Below are 24351 nucleotides of genomic sequence, written 5' to 3'. Positions count from 1 at the left end.
CGTCTCCTCCTGCCCGAACGGTCGAAGTCTATCGGGAGCGCCGGTTAGAGCGCGGCGACGTGGAGACGGGCCAGATCGGCTGCCCCGACCACCCCGGCATCGTTGACGAGCTCGGCGATCACGAAGTCGGGCTCGGGATGGAAGCCCCGGGCCGGCAGGTGCGCTTCGTAGGCCTCTCGGATCGGGCCGAGCAACAGCTCGCCCGATTGTGCGACGCCGCCGCCGAAGACGAACAGCTGGGGGTCGAGGATGACGCTCAGCGAAGCCGCCGCCTGCCCGAGCCAGGAGCCGAGCTCGCGGAGAGCCTCGAGGGCGCCCGCGTCTCCGGCGCTCATCAGCCCGGCGACGTCGTGCCCGGTCAGCACGCCGTTCTTTGCGCGGATGTCGCTGAGGGCTTTGCCTGCGGCGCCCCCGCGATCGGCGACCTCGCCGGCCATCCGGAGCAGGGCGCGGCCCGAACCGTACTGCTCGATGCAACCGCGAGCACCGCAGCCGCACAGGATGCCCCCGGGGACGATGCGCATGTGCCCGAGCTCGCCACCCGTGCCGAACCCTCCGCGAAGGAGGCGGTCCTGGGTGACGATTGCGCCGCCGACGCCCGTGCCGATGGTCAGCATGGTCATGTCGCTCACGAGGCGCCCGGCGCCGAAACGGAACTCCGCCCAGCCGGCCGCGTTGGCGTCGTTGTCGATCGTGATGTGCAGGTCGAGCTGGTCGTTAAGGCGCGCTCGAAGCGGCTCGTTCCGCCACGGGATGTTCGGCGTGTAGTAGACGGTCGACTGAGCGGCGTCGATGAAGCCGGGCGCCGCCACCCCGGCGGCGACGACCTCGCCACCCGACGCCGGAGCGGCGTCCTGCAGCTCGCGGATCATCGACACGACCGCCGAGACGATGGACTCGGAGTCTCCGGCGGGAGTCGGAACCCTCCGCTCGGCGACGATGTCACCGAGTTCGGTGACCACGCCCCCCGCGATCTTGGTTCCGCCGATGTCGATTCCGATGGCCTGCACGAGCAGACACTCTACCTCCGAGCGCCACGGCGACCCGTTCGCGGACCGCGGGGCTTGCGCCGGACACGTTCCGGTCACCCCCTTCGGTACAGTGAGTCGACCCGTCACCGACCCGGGAGGAGCCACCGGTGGAGCATCACGAGACAGCAGCCGAAACCGCAGCCGCCGGAACGCTGACGCACCTTCTCTTCGAGACGGCCGAGCAGGATCCTTCGGCTCGGCTCTTCTCGATCCCCGATTCGTTCGGCGGCTGGTTCGACCTGTCCGGTGCCGAGTTCGTGCTCCGGGTGCGGGCTCTGGCGAAGGGCTTCTTGGCGGCCGAACTCCAGGTGGGCGACACCGTCGCTGTGCTCTGCTCGAACCGCTACGAGACGACCCTCATCGACTTCGCCGCGGCAGCGATCGGCGTCTCGGTCCTCCCGCTCGAGCCGGAGGCCGAGCAGGCCGAACTGGTCGCCACCCTTGAGAGCAGCCGAGCCCGAGCCGTGATCGTCGAGTCGGTGCGCGACTTCGCCCGGGTCGACGAGATCCAGGGCGACCTCCCGCTCGTCTCCGACGTCTGGCAGGTCGGCCTGGCCGACCTCGACAAGCTCGCCGACCTCGGTCGCACGGTCGCCGACGAGATCCTCGACGCGCGAATCCTGATGGTCACGCCCGACACCGCTGCGGCGCTCGTGAGCGACGACGATCGACTCGTGGCCGTCAGCCACTCGACGATCCTCACGCGAGTGGCCGACCTCGCAGTCGCCCTCGACGGGCTCGGCGCCGTTGATGCAGACGACTCCGGGATCCTTCAGATTCTCGCTCCGATTGACCCCTTCGCGCGTCTGACGGCCACTCTCGCGGTTGCGACGTCTACCCGGCTCGGTCATCTCGCGCTGGGCCACGAGCTGATCGCCTCGCTGGCCTCGTTTCGCCCCACGCTTCTCGTCGCCCACCCCGGCACCTACGTCGAGATCGAGACGGCGACCTACGAGCGCGCCGACCAGGCCGGTCGGGGCCCCGCGCTCCGGCAGGCGCTCGATGTCGCGATCGAGTACGCCGACGCCACTGCCGAGGGCTCGGCGTCACGCGGGCTCAAGACTCGCTACGCCGTGGCCGACACGCTCGTGCTGCGGGGCCTCCGCAAGACCGTGGGCGGACGCATTCGTGCCGCCGTCGTGATCGGCGGGCCCATCGGCAGTGATCCGCTGCTGCCTCAGCCGCTCCGCAGGGTCATCCGGGGCCTCGACGTCGTGCCGCTCGAGGTGACTCTCGTGGGCGAGAGCCTCGTCGTCGTGGAGGCGCAAGACGCCGATGAAGACGACGGGTCTTCTCCGGAGCCCGACGAGGCCTGAGCCGTTCGCAGCGCGCCGCCACAGGTTGGCTGCGTCGCCGCATTCGGTGGGCTGGCCGGGAAGGTGCCCGTCTTTTTTCCTAATTGACTCTGGAGTCAATCAGGCTTTTTCGAAGGGTGCCTCCGGCCGGTTCGGCTCAGAACCCGTCGATTTGGAATCGGTCTGATCAGAACCAGTCGGACTCGCGGATCTGACGCATCGCATCGCGCTTGATCTCGGGGTCGAGGCCCATCACGTAGAGCTTTCCGTCGAGGTGGTCGGTCTCGTGCTGCAACGCCTGAGCCATGAGCCCCTCGCCCTCGAGCACGACCGGGTTGCCGTCGAGGTCGACCCCCTCGACTCGCGCCCACGGGTATCGACGGCGCGGAAAGTAGAAGTCGGGCACCGAGAGGCAGCCCTCGTCGACCAGATCGGCCTCGCCTCGCACCTCGACGAGCACCGGGTTCAGCACGTAACCGATCTCACCGTCGACGTTGTAGCTGAAGGCGCGGAGTCCGACTCCGATCTGGCAGGCGGCGACCCCGGCGCGGCCGGGCACGGTCACCGTGTCGATCAGGTCTTTCACGAGGCCGGCGAGCCCGGGGTCATCGAGCTTGACTGGGTCGGAGGGCGAGCGGAGGATCGGGTCGCCGAAGAGGCGGATGGGGCGGTCGGTCACTGCAGAATTCTCCTGGTGCTGGGCGAGCGGGTGCTGGTCGTGCGGGTGCTGCGGTGCAAATTTGAAGGAAAAACGCCCGGTCGCCGACGGAAACAAGCCGATCGGCGGGGGTCCGGGTCGAGAATCTCCTTCAAATTTGCAGGTGGGGCGGGCGGGCGGGCGAGGGCTGGGCTACTTGACGACGACGAGCAGATCGCCGGCGTCGACCTGCTGGGTGGTCGGGATCGCGAGACGCTCCACGATTCCGCCGACGGGTGTCGTGATCGCCGCCTCCATCTTCATCGCCTCGATGGTAGCGACCGGGGCGCCTGCCTCGACGCGGTCTCCGGCAGCCACCTTGAGCGTGACGACGCCCGAGAACGGCGCGGCGATCTCGCCGGCGGCAGTTCGATCGGCCTTCTCGGCGGCGCGGGCCGACACCTCGATCGACCGGTCGCGGATGAACACCGGCCGCAGCTGCCCGTTGAGCGTCGTCATGACCGTACGAACGCCCTTGTCGTCGGCCTCGCCGATCGCCTCCAGCCCGATGTAGAGGTTGACGCCCTTCGCGACCGACACCGTGTGCTCGACACCGGGCTTGAGCCCGTACAGGTAGTCGGGTGTCGAGACGACCGACAGGTCTCCGTACGAGTCGACGATCTCGCGGTACTGCTTCGTCGGCCCCGCGAACAGTAGACGGTTCAGCGTCTCCTGGCGGGTGCGACCGGGCTCGGCGAGAAGGGCGAGATCCGAAGGATCCACGGGCTCCACGCCGATCTTCACGTCGCGGCCCGCCAGCACCTTGCTCCGGAACGGCTCGGGCCACCCGCCCGGCAGGTCGCCGAGCTCGCCGGCCATGAACCCGATCACGCTGTCCGGGATGTCGAACTTCGCCGGATCGCGCTCGAACTCGGCCGGATCGGCGTCTGCCGCCGCGAGCTGCAGAGCGAGGTCGCCGACGACCTTCGACGACGGTGTGACCTTCGTCGGGCGGCCGAGGATCCGATTGGCCGCGGCATACCAGTCCTCGACCTTCTCGAATTGGTCACCCAGGCCGAGGGAAATCGCCTGTTGCCGCAGGTTCGACAGTTGCCCGCCGGGGATCTCGTGCTTGTAGACCCGGCCGGTCGGCCCCGCGAGACCCGACTCGAAGGGCTTGTAGACGCGCCTGACGGCCTCCCAGTACGGCTCGAGATCGCTGACGGCGTCGAGCGACAGGCCGGTGTCGCGCTCGGTGTGGGCGAGGGCGGCGACCAACGCCGAGGCCGAGGGCTGAGACGTCGTACCGGCCATCGGGGCGCTTGCGACGTCGACGGCGTCGGCCCCGGCGCGGCTCGCGGCAAGGAGGGTGGCGAGCTGGCCGCCCGCGGTGTCGTGGGTGTGCACGTGCACCGGGAGATCGAAGCGCTCGCGGAGGGCGCCGACGAGCTTCTCGGCCGCGCCGGCTCGGAGCAGGCCCGCCATGTCTTTGATGGCGATGATGTGCGCGCCAGCCTCGACGATCTGTTCGGCGAGCCGGAGGTAGTAGTCGAGCGTGTACAGCTCTTCCGCCGGGTCGAGGAGGTCGGCGGTGTAGCAGAGTGCCACCTCGGCGACCGTGGTGCCGGTCTCGAGCACGGAATCGATGGCCGGACGCATCTGCGAGACGTCATTGAGGGCGTCGAAGATGCGGAAGATGTCGACACCGGTCGCCGCGGCCTCCTTGACGAAGGCGTCGGTGACTTCGACCGGGTACGGCGTGTAGCCGACCGTGTTGCGGCCGCGCAGGAGCATCTGGATGGCGATGTTGGGCAGGGCCTCCCGGAGGCTCGCCAGACGCTGCCAGGGGTCTTCGCCGAGGAACCGCAGAGCGACGTCGTAGGTGGCGCCACCCCAGGCCTCCACGCTGAACAGCTCCGGCGTCATGCGTGCCACGTGGGGCGCGACGGCGAGGAGGTCTTTCGACCGGACACGCGTCGCGAGCAGAGACTGGTGGGCGTCGCGCATCGTGGTCTCGGTCACCGCGAGGGCGGTTTGAGCGCGGAGGGCCGACGCGAAGCCGACCGGGCCGAGGGTCAGCAGGCGGTGCCGGGATCCTTCGGTCGGTTCTGACCGCAGGTCGATCGACGGGAGTTTCACAGCCGGGTCGATGGCGCCCTCGCCGGGGCCGTTCGGCTTGTTGACGGTGACGTCGGCGAGCCAGGTGAGGATCTTCGTGCCGCGGTCTTTCGAGACGTGGCCCTCGAAGAGCTGGGGGCGCTCCTCGATGAAGGAGGTGCTGAGGTCGCCCGCAGCGAAGGCCGGGTCTTCGAGCACCGCCTGGAGGAACGGGATGTTCGTCGAGACGCCGCGGATGCGGAACTCGGCGAGACCGCGCTTGGCTCGCACGACGGCGGCGGGGAAGTCACGGCCGCGGGCCGTCATCTTGGCCAGCATCGAATCGAAGTGCGGGCTGATCTGGGTGCCCGGGTTGATCGTTCCGCCGTCGAGTCGGATGCCGGCGCCACCCGGTGAGCGGTAGGTCGTGATGCGACCCGTGTCGGGGCGGAAACCGGCGTTCGGGTCTTCGGTCGTGATGCGGCACTGGAGAGCGGCGCCGCGGAGGTGGATCTCGGGCTGGGTGAGGCCGAGCTCGTGCAGGGTCTCCCCTGCCGCGATGCGCATCTGCGAGAGCACCAGGTCGACGTCGGTCACCTCTTCGGTGACGGTGTGCTCGACCTGGATGCGCGGATTCATCTCGATGAAGACGTGCTCGCCGCGGCGCTCCCCCGCCGTGTCGAGCAAAAACTCGACGGTGCCGGCATTGACGTAGCCGATCGATCGGGCGAAGGCGATCGCATCGCGGTGCATCGCCTGGCGGGTGGTCTCGTCGAGGTTCGGAGCCGGGGCGATCTCGACGACCTTCTGGTGGCGGCGCTGCACCGAGCAGTCGCGCTCGAACAGGTGAACCGTCTCGCCCGTCGCGTCGGCGAGGATCTGCACCTCGATGTGACGGGGGCGGACGACCGCCTGCTCGATGAACATCGTCGGGTCACCGAAGGCGCTGTCGGCCTCGCGCATCGCCGCCTCGAGGGCCGACCGGAGGTCTTCCGGCTTGTCGACCCGGCGCATGCCGCGACCGCCGCCGCCGGCGACGGCCTTGGCGAACACGGGGAAGCCGATCTCGTCGGCACCGATGATCAGCGCCTCGACGTCGCGACTCGCGGGCGTCGACTTCAAGACCGGCACTCCGGCCGCTATGGCCTTCTCTTTTGCGGTGACCTTGTTGCCGGCCATCTCGAGCACGTGCTGGCCCGGACCGATGAAGGTGATGCCCGCCCTCGTCGCGGCTTCGGCCAGCTCAGGGTTCTCGGACAGGAAGCCGTAGCCGGGATAGATCGCATCGGCGCCGGACTCGACGGCCACCCGGATGATCTCGGTGACGTCGAGGTACGCGCGAACCGGATGCCCGACCTCGCCGATCTGGTAGGCCTCGTCGGCTTTGAGCCGATGCATGGAGTTGCGGTCTTCCCAGGGATACACAGCAACGGTTTTCGCACCCAGCTCGAAAGCGGCTCGGAAGGCCCGGATCGCTATCTCTCCGCGGTTTGCGACAAGGATCTTGGAGAACAAGGAGGAGCCTTTCTTCGCCGCGCCTCGCGGCCCGCTTTTAGGTGCTTCAACAGTAGTGAAGGTATCGTCTTGTTCGTGCATGTACTCAGCGTCAGCTCTCTCAAAGGCGGCGTCGGCAAGACGACCGTGACGCTCGGACTCACGTCGGCTGCCTTCGCCAAGGGTCTCCGGACCCTCGTGGTGGATCTCGACCCCCAGTCCGACGTGTCGACGGGTCTCGACATCAACGTAGCCGGGCACCTCAACGTGGCCGACGTCCTGGCCTCGCCGAAGGAGAAGACGGTCCGCGCGGCCATCGCTCCGTCGGGCTGGACGAAGGGCCGCACGGGCAAGATCGACGTGATGATCGGCAGCCCCTCGGCGATCAACTTCGATGGGCCCCACCCCTCGATCCGCGACATCTGGAAGCTCGAAGAGGCTCTCGCGAACGTCGAGGCCGACTACGACCTCGTCTTGATCGACTGCGCTCCCTCGCTCAACGCGCTCACCCGGACGGCCTGGGCCGCATCCGACCGCGTCACCGTCGTCACCGAGCCCGGCCTCTTCTCCGTCGCCGCAGCTGACCGCGCCCTCCGCGCCATCGAAGAGATCCGTCGCGGCCTCTCCCCCCGTCTTCAGCCCCTCGGCATCATCGTGAACCGCGCTCGCGTGCAGTCGCTCGAGCACCAGTTCCGCATCAAAGAGCTACGCGACATGTTTGGGCCCCTCGTGCTCTCCCCCCAGCTGCCGGAGCGCACCTCGCTTCAGCAGGCTCAGGGAGCCGCGAAGCCGCTCCACGTGTGGCCGGGCGAGAGCGCGCAAGAGATGGCGCGCAACTTCGACCAGCTGCTCGAGCGCATCATGCGCACGGCGAAGATCGGCGACTACGCCGAGCCTGCCGTTCAGCGCTAGCCCGGCGCTCGCGCCGAGACCTCAAAAAAGACCGCCTGGCAGCTCGCCAAGCGGTCTTTTTTGAGGTCTCGCGCTAGGAGGCGCGGGTTCTTCTTGCTGCGAGTTCGTCGGCGGGGTCGGCGGCCGGCGTCGAGTCGAGCTCGACGAGGCTGTTCTCGACCTCGCGGAGCACTTTGCCGACGGCGATGCCGAAGACGCCCTGACCGCGCGAGACGAGGTCGATGACCTCGTCGTTCGACGTGCACAGGTACACGGAGGCGCCATCGCTCATGAGGGTGGTCTGTGCAAGGTCATTAACGCCCGACTCGCGGAGCTGGTTGACCGCGGTGCGGATCTGCTGCAGGGAGATGCCAGTGTCGAGGAGCCTCTTGACGAGCTTCAGCACCAGGATGTCGCGGAATCCGTAGAGACGCTGCGTGCCGGATCCTGCCGCTCCGCGGACGGTCGGTTCGACGAGACCGGTACGAGCCCAGTAGTCGAGTTGACGGTAGCTGATGCCGGCGGCGCGAGCGGCGGCGGTGCCGCGGTAGCCGTGGTCGTCTTCGAGCTCGATCATGCCGTCGGTGAAAAGGAGCTCTTCGCCGTACGACGAGCGGGGCGCTGATGCCTGGTGCGGTGCGTCGCCGAGGGACTCCTCGGGGGAACCTGACTCACTCATTAAGCGCCTTCCAACTTTAAGGTTCAACATCGGGTTGATGGTTGTACCGAGGTCAACCGTAGCGACAACCCCGACCCGACCGGGCCACATCCGCTCCGACACGACGGCGTGTCTTGGGATTGGCTCGAACCCGAACGAAGTCTAAGCGTCGAGGCGGCCGAGCGCCGAGCGAATGAGCGAAGTGCGGACGATCTCGAGCTGCTCGGAGATCTCGCGGGCCATCTCGGCCACGCGGGCGCGACCCGCCGCATCGCGGCGTCTGGCCGTCGGTGCGACGGCGCTTTCGATGAGACCCATCTCACGCTCGGCGGCGGCTCGGAACGGCCGGAGGTGCCGCGGTTCGATGCCGGTTTTGGCCAGTTCGACGAGCGCGATCATGACCTTGACGTGATCGTCGCCGTAGTAATCGGCGGCCGGAAGAAGGGAGGTCTGGACGGCGTCGTCGACGAGCGCCGCGGAGGCGCCCGACTCGGCGATCAGCTCGTCGCGGCCGAGTCGGCGACCGCCTGACAGCATCGACGTGGGTGCCGCGCCGGTGGGCAGAGACAGGGGGCGACCGGCATCGAGATCGTCGAGATGCTGACGGATGACCTTCAGCGGAAGGTAGTGGTCTCGCTGCAGACCCAGGATGAAGCGCAGCCGCTCGACGTCGTCGCCCGAGAATTTGCGGTAGCCGGACTCGGTGCGAACCGGGGTGACCAGCTGGCGCTCTTCGAGAAAGCGGAGCTTGGAGTTCGACAGGTCAGGAAAATCGGGCTTCAGACGAGCCAGCACCTGACCGATCGTCAACAGGTCGGAGGAGCCCGGAGCGGAGACCGCCCGAGCCAGTGCGCGGGGCACTACCTCGTCGCCAGGTTCGCGAGATCGACTCGAGATGCGTAGAAGGTGAGGCGGAACTTGCCGACCTGGACCTCGGCACCATCGCTGAGGAGAGCCTCATCGATGCGGACGCCGTCGAAGTAGGTGCCGTTGAGCGAACCCAGGTCTTTGACACTGAATGACGTGCCGTGACGATGGAACTCGGCGTGCTTGCGACTGACGGTGACGTCGTCGAGGAAGATGCCCGCATCGGGGTGACGACCGGCGACGGTGACGTCGGCGTCGAGGAGGAACCGCGCACCGATGTTCGGCCCACGGCGGACCACGAGAAGCGCTGAGCCCGACGGGAGGGACGAAACCGCCTCGCGCTCGTCGGATGAGACGCCCCCTTCGAGCGCGGCGAGCTGGGCTTGGAACTCCTCATTGAAGCTGAGGGTCGTGTCTACCTCTCGACGCTGATCGTGCGCGTCGTTCGGTGGGGTGGCTGACTCTGCCATCATGGACCTCCTGTGGCCACCAAGCGTAGCGGAATCGTTACGCGCCTTCAGCACCCAATTCACGGGTTGGCCTCCAAGGGTCTTATTGCGCTCTTCACCACTGCCACTCAGAGTCGTCATAGGGATTTCCATGCATGGGCGCATTGGATGAATGCACGTCACCACCCCGCCCCAGGAAGGCAATCATGACCGACAGCAGCAAGAACGACAGCGGCAACACCACTCCCGGTGCACCTGGAACCCCCGAATCCCACGGCACCGGCGACGACCAGAACGTAACCAACGAGCAGAACCAGGCGACCGAGCCCCTCGAAGCGACGCCGGGCGACGACGCCCCGACCGTCGAGGCTCCGTCCGTCGAGGCTCCGTCCGTCGAGGCTCCGAAGGCGCACACGCTTCCCTACCGCACCGGACCGACGCCCGCTCACTTCGTCAGCGAGGCGAACCCGATTCAGTCAGCGACACCAGGATCCGAGTGGGCCGAGATGGGCCACGACAGTTACGCCACGCAGAACCAGGGCGGCTCCCCCGCCGGCCAGTACGCGCAGGCTCCCGGCCCGTACGGCCCGGCCGCACAGTCGCCGTACGGCACCGGAGCGGTGCCCCCGGCGTTCCAGAACCCGAAGCGACGCCCGAAGCGCTGGATGACGATCGCCGGCGCCGCAGCGGCCGGTGTGATCATCGCCGGAGCCGCCGGCGGCGGCGCCTACGCCATCGGTCACTCGACCGGCGAGAAGGCGGCCGATGCGGCCGGTCAGAGCCAGACCCTGCAGCTGCCGGGCGGTTCGAGCGGCTCCGGTTCGAGCGGCAGCGACTCCTCGGGCGGTTTCGGCGCCTACGGCTTCGGCCAGGGCAACGGGACCGACGGATCCTCTGGTTCCGATGGTTCGAGCGGAACCGGCACCACCCCGAGCGACGCCACCAGCGCCTCCGCGACCGAGAAGCAGGGTGTCGTCACCATCGTGTCGACGCTCGACTACAACGAGTCGTCGAAGTCGGCCGGCACCGGCATGGTCATGACCAGCGACGGTGAGATCCTCACCAACAACCACGTCGTGCAGGGTGCCACCAGCATCCAGGTGACCGTTGTCTCGACTGGCAAGACGTACACGGCCAAGGTGGTCGGCACCGATGCCACGAACGACGTCGCCGTGCTCAAGCTCGAAGACGCCAGCGGGCTGCAGACGGTTTCGTTCGGGGAGAACGACACCGTCGCCGCGGGTGACACCGTGCACTCGACCGGCAACGCCGAGGGCACAGGAAGCCTCGTCACGGCCAAGGGCACCGTGCTCGCCACCGATCAGTCGATCACCGTGCAGAGCGAATCGGGCTCCGGCACCGAGTCGCTGAAGAACCTCATCGAGGTCAGCGCCGACGTGGTCTCGGGCGACTCCGGCGGGCCGCTGCGCAACGCCGACGGCGACGTCATCGGCATCATCACAGCCGCGTCGTCGGGCACCTCCGACACGACCGGGTACGCGATCCCGATCTCGAGCGCACTGTCGATCGCCAGCAATATCCTCGACGGCAACGAGTCCGGCACGATCCAGATCGGGCTCCCGGCGTTCCTGGGCGCGCAGATCTCGTCGACGGGTACCGGTTCGGGGACGGGCACCGGCACCGACGGCGGCACCGGCACCGGCACGACCGGCTCGGGTGTCACCATCGCGGGCACCGTCTCGGGCAGCGCCGCCGCAAAGGCGGGTCTCGTCGCCGGAGACACGATCACCGCGATCGACTCTAAGTCCGTCACCGACGCCGACTCGCTCACGTCGACCATCCAGTCGTACAACCCGGGCGACTCGGTCAAGGTGACCTACACCGACGCTAACGGCGCGAGCAAGACCGTCACCGTGACGCTCGGTGAGGGCCCCGCCGCCTGACCCCCGCGTCGCTCCGAGGCCGCTCTCCCTGCCGGGAGGGCGGCCTCGTGCTGTGCGCGGTTGATGCTGCAACTCCGCTCCCGCTCGCGCCAGCACCCGCGAGACTCCCCAATGTGCCCATGCGTGCGGCCGCGATAGGCCATTCGTGGAGTCTCGCTGCGTTGCTCGAAGGCAGCGGCGGCAAAACCAGCGGCGAACTGGCTAACCCGCACCCTCGTGAGCGTGAGGCACCCCCGGATGGCCAGACAACCCCCGAATGCCGGGGTCGATCTGGCCAGGCGGGGGTGCGTCAGCGACTTTGGCCCGGGCACGGGCCTAGGGGCGCAGCTAGGGCAGCAGGTCTAGCAAGGCGCGAGGGCCCATAACAACGGCACCGAGGGCCTCGACACGCGCGGCGAGACCGCGATCGGCGGTGACGACGACGGTGCGCGCCGAACCGACAGCACGAGCGGCCTCGGCCACGATGGCGGAATCGCCGTCGGAGGCGGCCCGGACGATGCGGAGAGCGGGGTCGGCCGGCGGATCCTCGAGGTCTTTCGCCTGCCCTTCGATAACGACGACGACCGACGGCCAGCGGACGGCGACCGAGTCGTCGTCGGCCACCGAAGCCGCAGGGAGTCCGTCAGACGTGAGCGCGGACAGCCGCCCGATCAGGCGAGACGTGGCCCCGGCGCGATCCTTCCACCAGCCGTCGGGGGTGGATCCGACGACGTTCGCGGCGTCGACGACGAGCGTCAGCCGCGACGAGAGCAGGGGCCGAAGCCGAGCCCACGACGACGCAAAGCCCGGGTGGAGGGGCAGAGCGTCGACGGAGTCGATCGGCACCCACTCGAGCGCCTCGCTCTCGCCATCGCCGATGACCGGCTCGAACGGGACGACGGCCTCGGCCACGACCGTCGTGTACGACCAGAAGCCCAGATCGACCACGGAGGTGAACAGAAGCCGAAGCGCCGACGCCGGAACACTCGCCTCCTCGGCGCTCTCGCGCAGGGCACCGTCGACAGCGGATTCGTCGAACGCCCGTGCCCCGCCGGGGATACCCCAGGTGCCGCCGAAGTGGCTCCATTCGACGCGGTGCTGAAGAAGAACGCGACCGGACGCATCGACGATCAGCAAACCGGCCGCACCGGCCTTGCCCCAGAATTTACGGCCGTCGGGCGCTACGACCCAACCGTCGGCGGGTCCGTGGATGCTCACGACACGAGCTTGCCACGTTCCGGGAAAGGCAGACGCCGCCCGAAGCCTCCCGCTCCCGTGGTCTCAGAAGAGCGGACGGACAAACAGCTGAAACAGGATGCCGAGCGCCCCGAAACCGGCGAGGCCGAAACCCCAGAGAGCGCGACGACGGCCGAACGGCCCCTTGCCCCGGGCGTCCAGCTCGTGCGCACGGCGGAGCGCGAGCACGCAGAACACGGCCGCGACGACTGTCGGCACGAAAAAGAAGTCGAGGAAGATCGCGACGATCCCGGCGACGAACCCGATCACGGCGAAGACGTTGGTGAGCTCGGGATCGCGGGGAGTCGGCGCGACCGACAGACCAGGATCCGACGCGTCGACCTTCGCCCCCGCCGCCTGCGCGAACTGGCGGCGCAGCCTCTCGGCACGCAGCGTCATCGACGTCACGGGCCGGGCGGGCTTGCTGGCGAGCTCGTCGTCGGCGTCTGACACGGATCCTCCTGGTTTGCCCTCCAGGCTACCCGTCGCTCCACCGGGTGATTGTGCTGGATCTGATGATGCGGCTCGCTTCACACCAGCAGATCGGGGCCACTCACCGGACCGTGGCGGTGCCGAAGACCCGAGGGCGGAGCGTTGCGAGCCAGAGGCGGATCAGACGAATCGCACTGCCTGCTGGAGTCGGTCCCGCAGCTCGAACACGTCGACGCGGTCGGTGCTCTCGCCCCCGGTGAGAGCACCACGGAGCACGTGCGGGAGCACTGACCGGCGCACGAGGAACGTCGAGTTGCGCCGACCCTTGCCCGCCGGTTCGACCGGGTCGTCGAGAGCCTCGTCGGGCACGACGATGAGCTGCGCGGTGAAGGGCACCCGGCTCGACTTCTCGAACGCCCGCGCGCTGCGGGTGAGGGTTCGCACCGGCTGCTCCCCCGCCACCAGGTTGGCCGTCTCGACCTCCCCCCTGACGAGTCGCACCGACGAACCCCAGTCTTCGGAGTTGATCGCATAGAGGCCCGTGGGGGCAAGGACGATGTGGTCGAGCTCGGGCTCGCGCCCGCAGGCGACGTTGCTCCAGATCGTGTAGGCGATGCCCAGGTCGACGACAGCGGTCGCGGTGGTCTCTTCGGCAACGGCCTTGGCCAGGATCCTGCGGATCTCTGAGGGTGCCGACCGCACGAGCAACGGGTCGTACGGATCGTCGAGCGGCTCTCCTCGCCCGACCCACTCGCGCATCAGCTCGAGGAACCTCACGCGCTCCTGGCCGCCCGGGTGCCCGAAGGCGCGGGCACGCGGCTTCGACTCGGCGCGCGGTCGCGGGGGTCGCGGAGCCCAGGTGTGGCCGGAGCCTTCGGATGACGCCGACGAGCGCGGTCGCGCGGTGCCGCTGTCGTAGCGAGCCCGGTCTTCGGGAGTGCCGATGCGCTCCCAGGCGATCTGCACCTGCCGGAACCGCTCGGGGGTGCCGCCGAGGTCGGGATGCGTCTCGCGGGCCAGGCGGCGGTAGGCCTTGCGGAGGTCGTCTTGACTGCTGCTCGCGTCGACGCCGAGAACCTCGTACGGGGTGGCGGCGGCGGGGCTGTCAGACATGAGTATCGAGAGAATACCGGGCGGTCGCTGGAAACCATCGGCGCGCAGCCCGGGAGTCCGCCAACACCGAGGATCCGGCCCGACGTCAGCGCGGCCCACCGATCTCTCGTTAGGCTCGTTCCGTGACTGACGACGACCTCACTCCCCCGGCGAAGCGCAACGTCAAGGCTCTGACGGCGTTCCTCGCCGAGCTCGAGCAAGGCGACGCCGTCGTCGCGACCTTCTCGACCGAGCGGTACGGCGTGTTCGCCGTGCGGGGCTCGGTCATGTACTCGACGTCGCTCGCCGGCTCGACGCTCGGCAGCCACCCGCTCGACTCGAACAAGAAGCCGCAGCGCACCCTTCAGCTGCTGCGCACGTACCACTCGGCCGAACGCGCAGCGGCGGAAGAGGCACTGCCGACCTCGCCACCCGCGGTGGGCGACACCGTGGCGCACGGGGCGCTGCTGCGCGTCACGTTCGCGGAACCCGCCTACGGGGTGTTCGACATCGCTGGTGTCGCCGTGCACTCGACCGTCGATGACAGCGTGCTGGTCGGATCGTGGATGGTGTCGACGGGCGGAGTGGTGTCAGACCGGGTGCGGGCCGTCGAAGTGCTCGCCGAGGCCGGCGGCCACGAACTCGCCGTTCCCCGCGAGATCACGACGTGGGGCACCGAAGCGACCGCTGAGGTCTAGCGCTGGGCAGTGGCCCGCTGAGAGCGCTGCGCTCGCTCGGCCGCCCGACGGCGACGCCGGGCCTGGAACGAGGCGATGACCGCCTTGACCTTGCGCTGTACCCACATGTTGAACCGGTGGGCGGCAGGGAACTCGGTGCCGAGCAGCGCCAGGCCGAGAAAGACAACGAGCCAGCCCGGACCGGGAAGCGGGATCAGGATCAGCCCGATGATCACGACCGTCACCCCGAGCACGCCGATGAGGATCTTGTAGGCGAGACGAAGGCGCGGGTAGAGGTTGAGGCGCGCGCGAAAGAGACGACCCCGCTTCGCCACCTTCGAGTTGCGAAGTCGGTGGTGGTGCGCGGGGTGGTTCTCCTCGTGCATCGACATTCGGGGATCGTACCGATCCTGCGTGGGAACAACCGGCACGCCGGGTGAACAGCGCCTGTGCGCGAGACGGGCGAACGCCGACCCGAGGGTCTAGGCAGGAGGTATGGACTACACACATCTCGGACGCACGGGACTCTCCGTCTCCCGAACCATTCTCGGCACCATGAACTTCGGCCCGCAGACGACCGAAGACGACTCCCACGCGATCATGGATGCCGCCCACGACAAGGGCGTCAACTTCTTCGACACGGCCAACGTCTACGGCTGGGCCAAGGGCGAGGGAATCACCGAGCAGATCATCGGCCGCTGGTTCGCCAAGGGCGGCGGGCGTCGTGAGAAGACGGTGCTCGGCACGAAGCTCTACGGCGACATGGGAGATTGGCCGAACGACGGCAAACTCTCCGCCCTCAACATCCGTCGCGCTCTCGACGCGAGCCTGAAGCGACTGCAGACCGACTACATCGACGTCTACCAGTTCCACCATGTCGACCGTGACACCCCCTGGGACGAGATCTGGGGTGCCATCGAGGTGGCAGTCGCCCAGGGCAAGATCCTCTACGCGGGGTCGAGCAACTTCGCCGGCTGGCACATCGCCCAGGCGCAGGAGGCCGCGAAGTCGAGGCACTTCCTCGGGCTGGTCAGCGAGCAGTCCCTGTACAACCTCATCGCCCGCGACATCGAGCTCGAGGTGCTCCCGGCGGCGCGCCACTATGGCCTCGGCGTGATCCCATGGTCGCCGCTGCAGGGCGGGATCCTCGGCGGCATCATCGGCAAGGAAGACGGCGGAAAGCGTCGTCTCGAAGGCCGATCGAAGGAGTTCGTCGACAGCCACCGCCCTCAGCTCGAATCGTACGAGAACCTGGCGAAAGAGCTCGGCCACGAGCCCGGCGAGCTCGCTCTCGCCTGGCTGCTGCACCAGCCCGGAGTCACCGGCCCGATCACCGGGCCGCGCACCATGGCGCAGCTCGACTCGGCCGTCGCCGCCGTCGATATCAAGCTCGACCAGGACGCCCTCGATAAGCTCGACGCGATCTTCCCCGGCCACCAGCCCGCTCCCGAGGACTACGCGTGGTGACCAGCCGGATCCTCAACCCCTTCTTTTCATCGTCGAAAGAGAACTCATGAAGACACGCACCATCGGAGACGTCACCGTCAGCGCCATCGGACTGGGCGCCATGCCCATGTCGATCGAGGGGCGCCCTGAGCGCAAGCGGTCGATCGCCACGATCCACGCCGCTCTCGAAGCCGGCATCACGTTCATCGACACCGCCGACGCCTACAGCCTGTCGGGCAAGCTGGACGACGAGGGCCACAACGAGATCCTCATCGCCGAAGCCCTGAAGGCCTGGCACGGCAACACCGACGAGATCCTCGTCGCGACCAAGGGCGGCCACACCCGCGTCCACAACAAAGACGGCGGCTGGGATCAAGACGGCCGACCCGAGCACCTGAAAGAGGCTGCGAAAGCCTCGGCCAAGCGGCTCGGCGTCGAGTCGATCGGGCTCTACCAGTTCCACCGACCCGACCCGTCGGTGCCCTACGCCGACTCGATCGGTGCACTGGTCGAACTGCTCGACGAGGGCGTCATCCGGATGGCCGGTATCTCGAACGCCGACGTTGACCAGATCCGCGAGGCGAACGACATCCTCGACGGTCGACTGGTCAGCGTGCAGAACCAGTTCTCGCCGGCGTTCCTGTCGTCGACGGCCGAGCTCGAGCTCTGCGACGAGATGAGCGTCGCGTTCCTCCCCTGGAGCCCCCTCGGCGGCATCACCAACGCTGCCGACCTCGGTCAGAACCACGCCGTGTTCGCCGAGATCGCGAACGCCCGCCGGGTCAGCCCGCAGGTGCTCACACTCGCGTGGGAGCTCAAGAAGTCGGAGGTCGTGATCCCGATCCCCGGGTCGTCGCGTCCGCAGTCGATCATGGACTCGGCGACAGCCGCGTCGATCAAGCTGAGCGACGAGGAGTTCGGCCGCCTCGAAGCGGCGAGCGTTCCCGCGTAGCTCGTAACGACACTCTACTTCGGGTCCGGCACCGCCTTTCGGCGGGGTCGGGCCCGATTTGCGGTGTCGGGGCCGAATTGTGGTGCCGTGCCCAGTTCGCCATGGGGCCGATTTGTCGCGTCGGGTAGCGTGAGCGCATGGACATCGTCGAGACCCTGACCCTCCGCTTCGACGTCACGGCGGCGACACCGGTCGACATCCCGGGCGCCGATGCGTCGTGGGTGCAGGGCCTGGCCATGCACAAGACGTTCACGGCCGGGCTCGTCGGGCAGAGCGACCTGGTCTTTCTCACCTCGGGTGAGGAAGAGACCGGTCGCGGCTACGTCGCCGTCGAGCGCCTGTCGGGAACCCTCGACGACGGTCGATCGGGTGCCATCACCATCCACCACGGCGCGATGCAGACTCCGAGCGACTCCGGTCAGTTCGGCAACATCGTGCCGGGTTCGGGCACGGGCGACTTCGCTCGGTTTGCGGGCAGTGCGGCGATCCAGCACGACAACGGCGGTCCGTTCTTCGTGCTGAGCCTTCTTTCTTCGTGACCCCGAAGGATCCTCGGGCTCGGCCCCGCATCATGCGCCGGGGCCGAACCCGAACTCGCTAGGCTTCGCGGCCCGCCGGCATCTGCGTCTTCGACGGATCGGTCTCGGCCAGCCCCTCGAACACCGCCTCGATGCGCGCAACGACGTCGGCCTCGAGCTTCACGCCGGCCGCGACCGCATTCGACTCGACCTGCTCGGGGCGAGACGCGCCGATGATCGCCGACGCGACATTGTCGTTGTGCAGAACCCAGGCGAGCGACAGCTGCGCCTGGGTCAGACCGAGATCGCTCGCGATCGGCTCCAGCTGAGCCACGGCGTCGAGCACGTCGTCGCCCATCCAGCGCGAGATCATGCCGGCGCCGCCCTTCTCGTCGGTCGCGCGGGATCCTGCGGGCAGTTCTGCGCCCTTCTTGTACTTGCCGGTGAGCACGCCCTGAGCAACGGGTGACCAGACGATCTGCGAGATGCCGAGCTCCTTCGACGCCGGCACGACCTCGCCTTCGATCACGCGCCAGAGGAGCGAATACTCGGGCTGGTTCGAGATGAGCTGGATGCCGAGCTCCTTCGCGAGGGCGGACCCGTCGCGGAGCTGCTGGGCGTTCCACTCGCTGACGCCGATGTAAAGCACCTTGCCCTGGCGGACCACGTCGGCGAACGCCTGCATCGTCTCTTCGAGCGGGGTCTCGACGTCGTAGCGGTGCGCCTGATAGAGGTCGACGTAGTCGGTCTGGAGGCGCTTCAGCGATCCATTGATCGACTCGGTGATGTGCTTACGGCTCAGACCGGTGTCGTTGTGACCCTTCGGCCCGGTCGGCCCGTAGACCTTGGTGAAGATCTCGAGCGACTCGCGACGCTCCCCCTTCAGGGCCTCGCCGAGAACCGTCTCGGCCTGAGTGTTGGCGTACACGTCGGCCGTGTCGAAGGTCGAGATGCCGACGTCGAGCGCCTTGCGCACGCACGCGGTCGCCGTGTCGTTCTCCACCTGGGAGCCGTGCGTCAGCCAGTTGCCGTAGGTGAGCTCGGAGATCTTGAGGCCCGAGTTGCCGAGATACCTGAATTCCATGCGAACGATGCTCCTTGTCGTGGGCGCGTCGGTGCGCCCCCATCAACGCTACTCCGCGGGTGAGCGCTCACTCGGGTGCGGCTGCACGGGTTGACACGAGCGGATGGAGCGATACTCCGTGCGTTGCCGGTCAGGATCCGAGACCGGCGACGAGGTTTATGAGGGTCGCCAGGATCACCGTGCCGAACAGGTACGACAGGAGGCAGTGCCGGAGCACGACGTGTCGAATCGCGCTGGACGACACCGTGGTGTCACTCACCTGAAACGTCATCCCCAGATCGAACGCGAGGTAGGCGAAGTCGGCGTAGTCGGGCGGCTCGGGCTGGTTGAAGTCGATTCCGCCCTCGGCGGTGCCGCTGTAGTAGAGCACGGCGTAGCGAAGCATGAACAGCGTGTGCACGAGGAACCACGAGAGCGCCACACTCACTACCGCGAGCCCCGCGAGGAGGCCAGCCTCCGCTCCCGAGGCTCGGTTGGCCGACACGACGAGCGTGGCAACCGCGGCCAACGACGCGGTACACGCCACGATCAGAAGCAGGTGGCTCGTCGGGCGCGAGGGGTCTTCACGGGTCGCATGCTGACGGGTCTGCTCGCCGCTCAAGCGCCCGACGGCGAGCCACACCCAGACGAGATAGCTGAGGCACGCGGCGGCCCAGCCGATCACGATCGACGAGAGGCCGGCTCCGAACAGGCCGGCGGCTCCTCCGACCACGACGCCGATCGCGATCATCGCCGCGAACCGGAGCCGAGAGCGGCCCTTGACGGCGTCGGCTGCGGCTGCGGTCGCGAGTGTGCTCATGGTCTGATCGTGGCACGTGCGGGCGCATGTGGCGGGCGTCCCATGGCGCGCGCGGCGCGCAGACCCGAGACCGTCCTGGCCCGTGAGATGGCCGAGCCTACGTCTTTGCGGCGCGCCAAGCGTAGATTCGGCCATCTCGCTGGCCGTCATGAATGCCGCATGGCCCGCCGCGCCAGATAGTCCGATTCGCCCCGTGCCAGCGCGCGGCCCAGGCGGACGACGAACGCCTCCCAGCTGCGACCGGAGAGGTCGTCGTCGGAGAGATACAGCACGCGCCATCCTGCGTCGGCAAGGGCTTCACGCCGTCGCTTGTCGTCTCGATACGTCTTGCGATCCGTGCGGTGATGATCACCGTCGTACTCGACGCAGACGCGCTCTCGGCCGTAGATGATGTCAGGACGAGCGATGAAGCGCCCTGGCCCGTCGTGGATGGAGCAATTGAGCAGCGGAAGGCGAAAGCCGGCGTCGAGCAATTGGAGCCGAAGCCGCGTTTCGCGCGGCGACTCTGCGCCGATACACACCGACGCGAGGGCATGCCGCAGGCCTCGAACCCCTCGCTGCCCCCGGCGGCGTGCCACCTCGGCCTCCAGCTCGTCAAGAGAATGACCGCATCTCGGCCCCACGAGGTAGTCGCCGACGATGATCAGCTCCTCCTGAGTGAGAACGGTTGCGCACTCGCCCCATGTCTGCAGGCGCGGCGAAACCCGTATGCCTCGCACAACCTCCACGCTGACGCCTTCAGGCGAGACCCGGTGACCGGCGAAACCGGGACGACGAGTCACCGAGCCTGCCCCGATCGTGGTCGTGTGCAGGGCCGCATCGAACGGCACGGGCATCCCCCACACCTCAGCCGCTGTGGTGTGACTGAAGAACTGGTTGGCTCCCAGCAGCGGAGCGGCGAGTCGAGCTCGCTGGAGATCGGCTCGACTCCGATGGACCCGCAGGCCATGGGCCAGCGCGACGAAGTCGACCCGGCGTAGCCGCGAGTACGGCACATGCTCCAGGCCAGCGCCGACGCGGAACGACTCCTGAGCGAGCGGAGAGGGAAGGGCGTCCGGTTTCATGCCGACAGGATGACCGAGGTGAAGGATCCGACGGGGACGTTCTCCACAGGTGCCGACATCGCGAGATGGCTCAGTCTGCAGCCAGCCAGCGGGATCCTTGTCGTTGGGGCCATCTCGGGGCGGGGCGGCGGCAGCTGAGCGCAAAGCCGGGGGGCTCGTGTAGAACGAAGGCGACAGACGCAACAGAAGGAGTTTTCATGAGCAGCACCTCGACCCCCTCGCCGTACGACGCCATCGGCGACGTTCCGAGCTTTACCCTCACCTCGACCGACGTTCAGGACGGCGCCCCGCTTTCGACGCCTCAGGTCTCAGGCATCTTCGGGGCGGGCGGCGGCGACGTCAGCCCGCAGCTGTCGTGGTCGGGTTTCCCCGATGAGACGAAGAGCTTCGCCGTCACCATGTACGACCCCGATGCGCCCACCGCGGCAGGCTTCTGGCACTGGGCCGTCGTCGATGTGCCTGTGTCGGTCACCTCGCTCGAGTCGGGAGCGGGCGATGCCGAGGGCTCCGGGCTACCCGACGGTGCCTTTCAGCTGAAGAACGACGGTGGTCTCGCGCACTTCCTCGGAGCCGCACCGCCAGCCGGGCACGGCCCGCACCGCTACTTCATCGCCGTGCACGCCGTCGACGTCGAGACGCTTGGCATCGACGACACTGCATCGCCGGCGTTTCTCGGCTTCAACCTCTTCTCGCACACCCTCGCGCGCGCCGTCATCGCGCCGTGGTGGGAGGCGAAGTAGTCACCGAGCAGTAAACCTGCTGTTCCGCTCGACCCCCGCGGCGGCCGTCCATTCGGCGGCCGTCGCGACGGTGAAGGGCTTGCCGAACTGCAGCGGAGTGGTTGGGTCCAGTTCGATGGTGTTGCGATCGAGTCGGAGCTCTGGCGGTATGCCGGCACGGAAGTACGCGTAGTTCTGAGCCGCGTAACGAAAGGTGTTGCCCGAGATGTCGATGGGTGACGGGAGCTCCATTCCGTAGAAGAGCAGGTGAGTGCTCTTACCGACGTTGTCGGGGCGGACGCGCGCACCCCACCCACCGCCGGCGTTCGAGCAGACGTTGTCGACGAAGGCGCAATCGACGAAGCCGGAGCCCGGGCCCCGGTCGGTGCCGCTCGACCACACCTCGAAAGACTGCGTGTTGTCGGCGGCAGTGTTGCCGCGGAACACCACGTCACGCCATCCCCGCGCGGTCGGCGTCTGCGGCCCTTGACAGGTGAACGCGACGTCGTAGCACTGGCTCACAGAGCAGTTCTCGACCAGAACGCCCGAGGCTCCGATGCCTATCTCGATGCCGTTGCCGAAGCGAGCCCCCGGTGAGCCGAACAGCTCCCCACCGCCGATCTCCGTGATGACCAGATCACTGAGGTGAAGGTTGTGGACCCCTCCGGACGGCGTGCGGACCCCATGAGCTCCGCCACCGCGCAATTCCAGGCCGGAGACAGCCAATCCGCTCTGAGAGGCAATGAGATGCTCGCCGACCGCCATCTCGACCCGCCGCCCGTCTAGCGAGGGGTTTTCTTGCGAGCGGATGACGAACGGATTGGCGTTCGAGACGAAATCCCAGTCGTCGACGAGCTCGGATCTGCTCCAGCGTTTCTGGCCGTAGATCATCCCGTCGACCTTCACGAAGCCGACGTCGACGTTCTGCGAATCGACGTTGCCCGTGTATGCGCCGGAGCGCAGGGTGAGTTCGAGGCTCCAGAGGCCGTCGCCGACCGGCTTCCACTGGGTGGGGTCGTCGCAGATCTTGTATCCGCAGATCACCGGGCGGTCGCCCTCGCCGTAGGCGTCGAGGACGAGCGGGGCGGGCGTCTCCGCCGTCGATTCGAGGGCGGGGATGTGCTCGATGTGCCCGTAGAACGTGTCACCCCGCCGAAACAGGACGCTGTCGCCCCGAGTGACGGCGCCCGTGTAGAGAGCTGTGCCCAACCGGTTGAGAGACCGCCAGGCTGTTGCGGGTGTGCGCCCGTCGGCGCTGTTGTCGCCGGTTGAAGCGAGGTAGAAGAACCGTCGCTCGGGGCTCGGTTGCCTCGTCGCGGCCTGTGAGGGCGACGCCGGCGCGAGGGCACCCGCGATCCAAGCACCCAGCGCGGTCGTCAGGAGTGCGCGCCGCGAGAAGGTCGCCGGGAGGTGTTCGTCGCTGATATCCATCACAGGCAAAAAGCCTAGACGGTTTGTGACATATTAAATTCGGGCAGCTCTCACCAGATTGGAACGGCACAGAACTACCGTCCCCGCCGACTCCCCCAACGGAGGGCTGAGAGCTACCCGATCCAGGCCTGAATCGGACCGCGAGCGAAGTAGATCACGAAGCCCAGAGCGACGACCCACAGCAGCGGGCTGATCTCTTTGCCCTTACCGGAGAGCGACCGGAGCAGCACCCACGAGATGAATCCGGCACCGATGCCGTTCGAGATCGAGTAGGTGAGCGGCATCACGATGATGGTAAGGAAGACCGGGAGCGCGACGCTGAAGTCGGTCCAGACGATGTCTTTGATCTGCGACACCATGAGCGCACCGACGACGACGAGGGAAGCCGCGGCGACCTCCAGCGGAACGACCTGGGTCAGCGGCGTGAAGAACATCGCGAGCACGAACAGCAGGCCGGTCACGACCGACGCGAGCCCCGTACGCGCGCCCTCGCCGACGCCGGATGCCGACTCGACGAACACCGTGTTCGACGAACCGCTCGACGCGCCACCGGCCACAGCGCCGATGCCCTCGACGATCAGGGCGGGGCGAAGGCGCGGGAACGTGCCGTCGGGGGCAGCGACGCCTGCCTGGCGGGCGAGGCCGGTCATCGTGCCCATCGCGTCGAAGAAGTTCGTGAAGACCAGGGTGAAGACGAGCATCGTCGCCGCGACTCCGCCGATACGCGAGAAAGCGCCGAAGAGGTCGAACTGACCGACGAGCGAGAGGTCGGGCAGCGACACGATGCTGGTCGGGAGCCCGGGTGCGTTGAGGTTCCACCCCGCGGGGTTCGTGCCGAGCGACTCAGGCACCTTGAAGATGAGATTGAGAATGATCGCGATGACCGTGGTGACGACGATGCCGATGAGGATCGCGGCGCGGACCTTGCGAGCGACGAGGACGCCGATCACGACGAGTCCGATGACGAACACGATGGTGGGCAACGTCTCGACGGATCCTGCGATTCCGAGCTGGACCGGCGGCGACGCCTCCCCCGACGTGCGCACGAAGCCGGCGTCGACGAGCCCGATGAAAGCGATGAAGAGGCCGATGCCGACGCTGATCGCGGTCTTCAGGGCCTGCGGCACCGCCTTGAAGATGAGCGTGCGCAGGCCGGTCGCGGCGAGGATCACGATGATGAGGCCCTCAATGACGACGAGGCCCATCGCCTCGGGCCAGGTGACGTCTTTGACGACGCTGACGGCCAGGAAGGAGTTGATGCCGAGCCCCGCGGCCAGGCCGAACGGAAGACGCGCGACGAGACCGAACAGGATCGTCATCACACCGGCGGTGAGTGCCGTGACGGCACCGACCTGGGCATTCTGCAACCAGTTGCCGGCGATGTCTTTCGCCGCCTGGTCGGCCGAGAACCCGCCGAGGATCAGCGGGTTCAAGATGACGATGTACGCCATCGTCACGAACGTGACGAGACCGCCACGCACCTCGGTCGCCCAGGTGCTGCCCCTCTTCGTGATCTCGAAGAACCGATCGAGGGTGGGCAGGATCCGGGTGGTCGTCGAATTCGACACAGTCACTCCTCGAGCTCTGAAACTGAACGTG

The 24351-nt window shown here is 67.8% G+C and carries 23 protein-coding genes; 8 read left to right on the top strand and 15 right to left on the bottom strand.

The window, feature by feature from the left end:
- Positions 1-44 precede the first annotated feature (44 nt).
- The gene (locus EDF39_RS12600) at positions 45-1010 is read right to left on the bottom strand and encodes an ROK family glucokinase (protein WP_123943665.1); all 966 of its coding nucleotides are present in this window, start codon (positions 1008-1010) and stop codon (positions 45-47) included.
- 128 nt (positions 1011-1138) lie between these two features.
- On the opposite strand from EDF39_RS12600, the gene EDF39_RS12595 reads away from it, so the two are divergent.
- Positions 1139-2347: an AMP-binding protein gene (locus tag EDF39_RS12595; RefSeq protein WP_123943663.1), complete on the top strand. Its 1209-nt coding sequence runs from the start codon at positions 1139-1141 to the stop codon at positions 2345-2347.
- Between the two features lie 166 nt (positions 2348-2513).
- Here EDF39_RS12595 and EDF39_RS12590 read toward each other — a convergent pair whose 3' ends face one another.
- Both EDF39_RS12590 and EDF39_RS12585 read right to left on the bottom strand, forming a co-directional pair.
- Positions 2514-3005, bottom strand: a complete 492-nt coding sequence (locus EDF39_RS12590) for a peptide deformylase (protein ID WP_055957485.1) — start codon at positions 3003-3005, stop codon at positions 2514-2516.
- A gap of 171 nt (positions 3006-3176) precedes the next feature.
- A complete protein-coding gene (locus EDF39_RS12585; protein ID WP_123943661.1) occupies positions 3177-6575 on the bottom strand; it encodes a pyruvate carboxylase in 3399 nt (1132 codons plus the stop codon).
- 75 nt (positions 6576-6650) lie between these two features.
- Between EDF39_RS12585 and EDF39_RS12580 the strand changes: the two genes are divergently transcribed.
- Positions 6651-7466: a ParA family protein gene (locus EDF39_RS12580; protein WP_055961752.1), complete on the top strand. Its 816-nt coding sequence runs from the start codon at positions 6651-6653 to the stop codon at positions 7464-7466.
- Positions 7467-7539: 73 nt separating this feature from the next.
- Here EDF39_RS12580 and EDF39_RS12575 read toward each other — a convergent pair whose 3' ends face one another.
- From EDF39_RS12575 to EDF39_RS12565, 3 genes are all read right to left on the bottom strand, one after another.
- Positions 7540-8022, bottom strand: a complete 483-nt coding sequence (locus EDF39_RS12575) for a MerR family transcriptional regulator (protein WP_123944210.1) — start codon at positions 8020-8022, stop codon at positions 7540-7542.
- Between the two features lie 243 nt (positions 8023-8265).
- Entirely contained in the window at positions 8266-8964 is a 699-nt protein-coding gene (locus EDF39_RS12570; RefSeq protein ID WP_123943659.1) for a MerR family transcriptional regulator, read from the bottom strand.
- Positions 8964-9440 (bottom strand): FHA domain-containing protein, encoded by a 477-nt coding sequence (locus EDF39_RS12565; RefSeq protein ID WP_194606282.1) that lies wholly within the window; start codon positions 9438-9440, stop codon positions 8964-8966. Before EDF39_RS12565 ends, EDF39_RS12570 begins: the two co-directional genes overlap by 1 nt.
- Positions 9441-9625: 185 nt before the next feature.
- On the opposite strand from EDF39_RS12565, the gene EDF39_RS12560 reads away from it, so the two are divergent.
- Positions 9626-11323, top strand: a complete 1698-nt coding sequence (locus tag EDF39_RS12560; protein ID WP_233573119.1) for a S1C family serine protease — start codon at positions 9626-9628, stop codon at positions 11321-11323.
- A gap of 327 nt (positions 11324-11650) precedes the next feature.
- On the opposite strand, the gene EDF39_RS12555 is transcribed toward EDF39_RS12560, so the two are convergent.
- The 3 genes from EDF39_RS12555 to EDF39_RS12545 form a co-directional block, all read right to left on the bottom strand.
- Positions 11651-12520: an NUDIX domain-containing protein gene (locus EDF39_RS12555; RefSeq protein WP_123943655.1), complete on the bottom strand. Its 870-nt coding sequence runs from the start codon at positions 12518-12520 to the stop codon at positions 11651-11653.
- A gap of 63 nt (positions 12521-12583) precedes the next feature.
- Positions 12584-12991 (bottom strand): hypothetical protein, encoded by a 408-nt coding sequence (locus EDF39_RS12550; protein ID WP_123943653.1) that lies wholly within the window; start codon positions 12989-12991, stop codon positions 12584-12586.
- Positions 12992-13150: 159 nt separating this feature from the next.
- Positions 13151-14083 (bottom strand): DnaJ domain-containing protein, encoded by a 933-nt coding sequence (locus EDF39_RS12545; RefSeq protein WP_123943651.1) that lies wholly within the window; start codon positions 14081-14083, stop codon positions 13151-13153.
- Positions 14084-14205: 122 nt separating this feature from the next.
- Between EDF39_RS12545 and EDF39_RS12540 the strand changes: the two genes are divergently transcribed.
- On the top strand, positions 14206-14760 hold the full coding sequence (locus tag EDF39_RS12540; protein WP_055957457.1) for a hypothetical protein: 555 nt from the start codon (positions 14206-14208) through the stop codon (positions 14758-14760).
- Here the strand turns inward: EDF39_RS12540 and EDF39_RS12535 are convergent.
- Positions 14757-15131 carry a TIGR02611 family protein gene (locus EDF39_RS12535; protein ID WP_199726209.1) on the bottom strand — a complete coding sequence of 125 codons (375 nt, stop codon included), beginning with the start codon at positions 15129-15131 and terminating at the stop codon, positions 14757-14759. The genes EDF39_RS12540 and EDF39_RS12535 overlap by 4 nt on opposite strands.
- Positions 15132-15234: 103 nt before the next feature.
- Here EDF39_RS12535 and EDF39_RS12530 point away from each other — a divergent pair, with 103 nt between their 5' ends.
- From EDF39_RS12530 to EDF39_RS12520, 3 genes are all read left to right on the top strand, one after another.
- The gene (locus EDF39_RS12530) at positions 15235-16206 is read left to right on the top strand and encodes an aldo/keto reductase (RefSeq protein ID WP_123943649.1); all 972 of its coding nucleotides are present in this window, start codon (positions 15235-15237) and stop codon (positions 16204-16206) included.
- Positions 16207-16252: 46 nt separating this feature from the next.
- Positions 16253-17137 carry an aldo/keto reductase gene (locus tag EDF39_RS12525; protein ID WP_123943647.1) on the top strand — a complete coding sequence of 295 codons (885 nt, stop codon included), beginning with the start codon at positions 16253-16255 and terminating at the stop codon, positions 17135-17137.
- Between the two features lie 137 nt (positions 17138-17274).
- Positions 17275-17676, top strand: a complete 402-nt coding sequence (locus EDF39_RS12520; RefSeq protein WP_123943645.1) for a DUF3224 domain-containing protein — start codon at positions 17275-17277, stop codon at positions 17674-17676.
- 58 nt (positions 17677-17734) lie between these two features.
- Here the strand turns inward: EDF39_RS12520 and EDF39_RS12515 are convergent, their stop codons facing one another.
- The 3 genes from EDF39_RS12515 to EDF39_RS12505 all read right to left on the bottom strand — a co-directional run bounded on the left by EDF39_RS12515 (position 17735) and on the right by EDF39_RS12505 (position 20374).
- Positions 17735-18739 (bottom strand): aldo/keto reductase family protein, encoded by a 1005-nt coding sequence (locus EDF39_RS12515; RefSeq protein ID WP_123943643.1) that lies wholly within the window; start codon positions 18737-18739, stop codon positions 17735-17737.
- Positions 18740-18869: 130 nt separating this feature from the next.
- Positions 18870-19538, bottom strand: coding sequence for a DUF1345 domain-containing protein (locus tag EDF39_RS12510; protein WP_123943641.1), 669 nt, complete (start codon positions 19536-19538; stop codon positions 18870-18872).
- A gap of 146 nt (positions 19539-19684) precedes the next feature.
- Entirely contained in the window at positions 19685-20374 is a 690-nt protein-coding gene (locus EDF39_RS12505) for a DUF559 domain-containing protein (RefSeq protein ID WP_123943639.1), read from the bottom strand.
- A 425-nt stretch (positions 20375-20799) separates the two neighbouring features.
- On the opposite strand from EDF39_RS12505, the gene EDF39_RS12500 reads away from it, so the two are divergent.
- Positions 20800-21342, top strand: coding sequence for a YbhB/YbcL family Raf kinase inhibitor-like protein (locus EDF39_RS12500; RefSeq protein ID WP_123943637.1), 543 nt, complete (start codon positions 20800-20802; stop codon positions 21340-21342).
- On the opposite strand, the gene EDF39_RS12495 is transcribed toward EDF39_RS12500, so the two are convergent.
- Together EDF39_RS12495 and EDF39_RS12490 are read right to left on the bottom strand one after the other, a co-directional pair.
- Complete coding sequence (locus tag EDF39_RS12495) at positions 21343-22752, bottom strand: right-handed parallel beta-helix repeat-containing protein (protein ID WP_123943635.1); 1410 nt, start codon at positions 22750-22752, stop codon at positions 21343-21345.
- A gap of 113 nt (positions 22753-22865) precedes the next feature.
- Positions 22866-24326 (bottom strand): NCS2 family permease, encoded by a 1461-nt coding sequence (locus tag EDF39_RS12490; RefSeq protein ID WP_055957428.1) that lies wholly within the window; start codon positions 24324-24326, stop codon positions 22866-22868.
- Between the last annotated feature and the right edge of the window lie 25 nt (positions 24327-24351).

Source organism: Frondihabitans sp. PhB161 (assembly GCF_003814635.1).
Classification (GTDB): domain Bacteria; phylum Actinomycetota; class Actinomycetes; order Actinomycetales; family Microbacteriaceae; genus Frondihabitans.
Note: the sequence above shows the minus strand (reverse complement) of the source record. Positions and strands in the feature narration are given on the sequence as shown.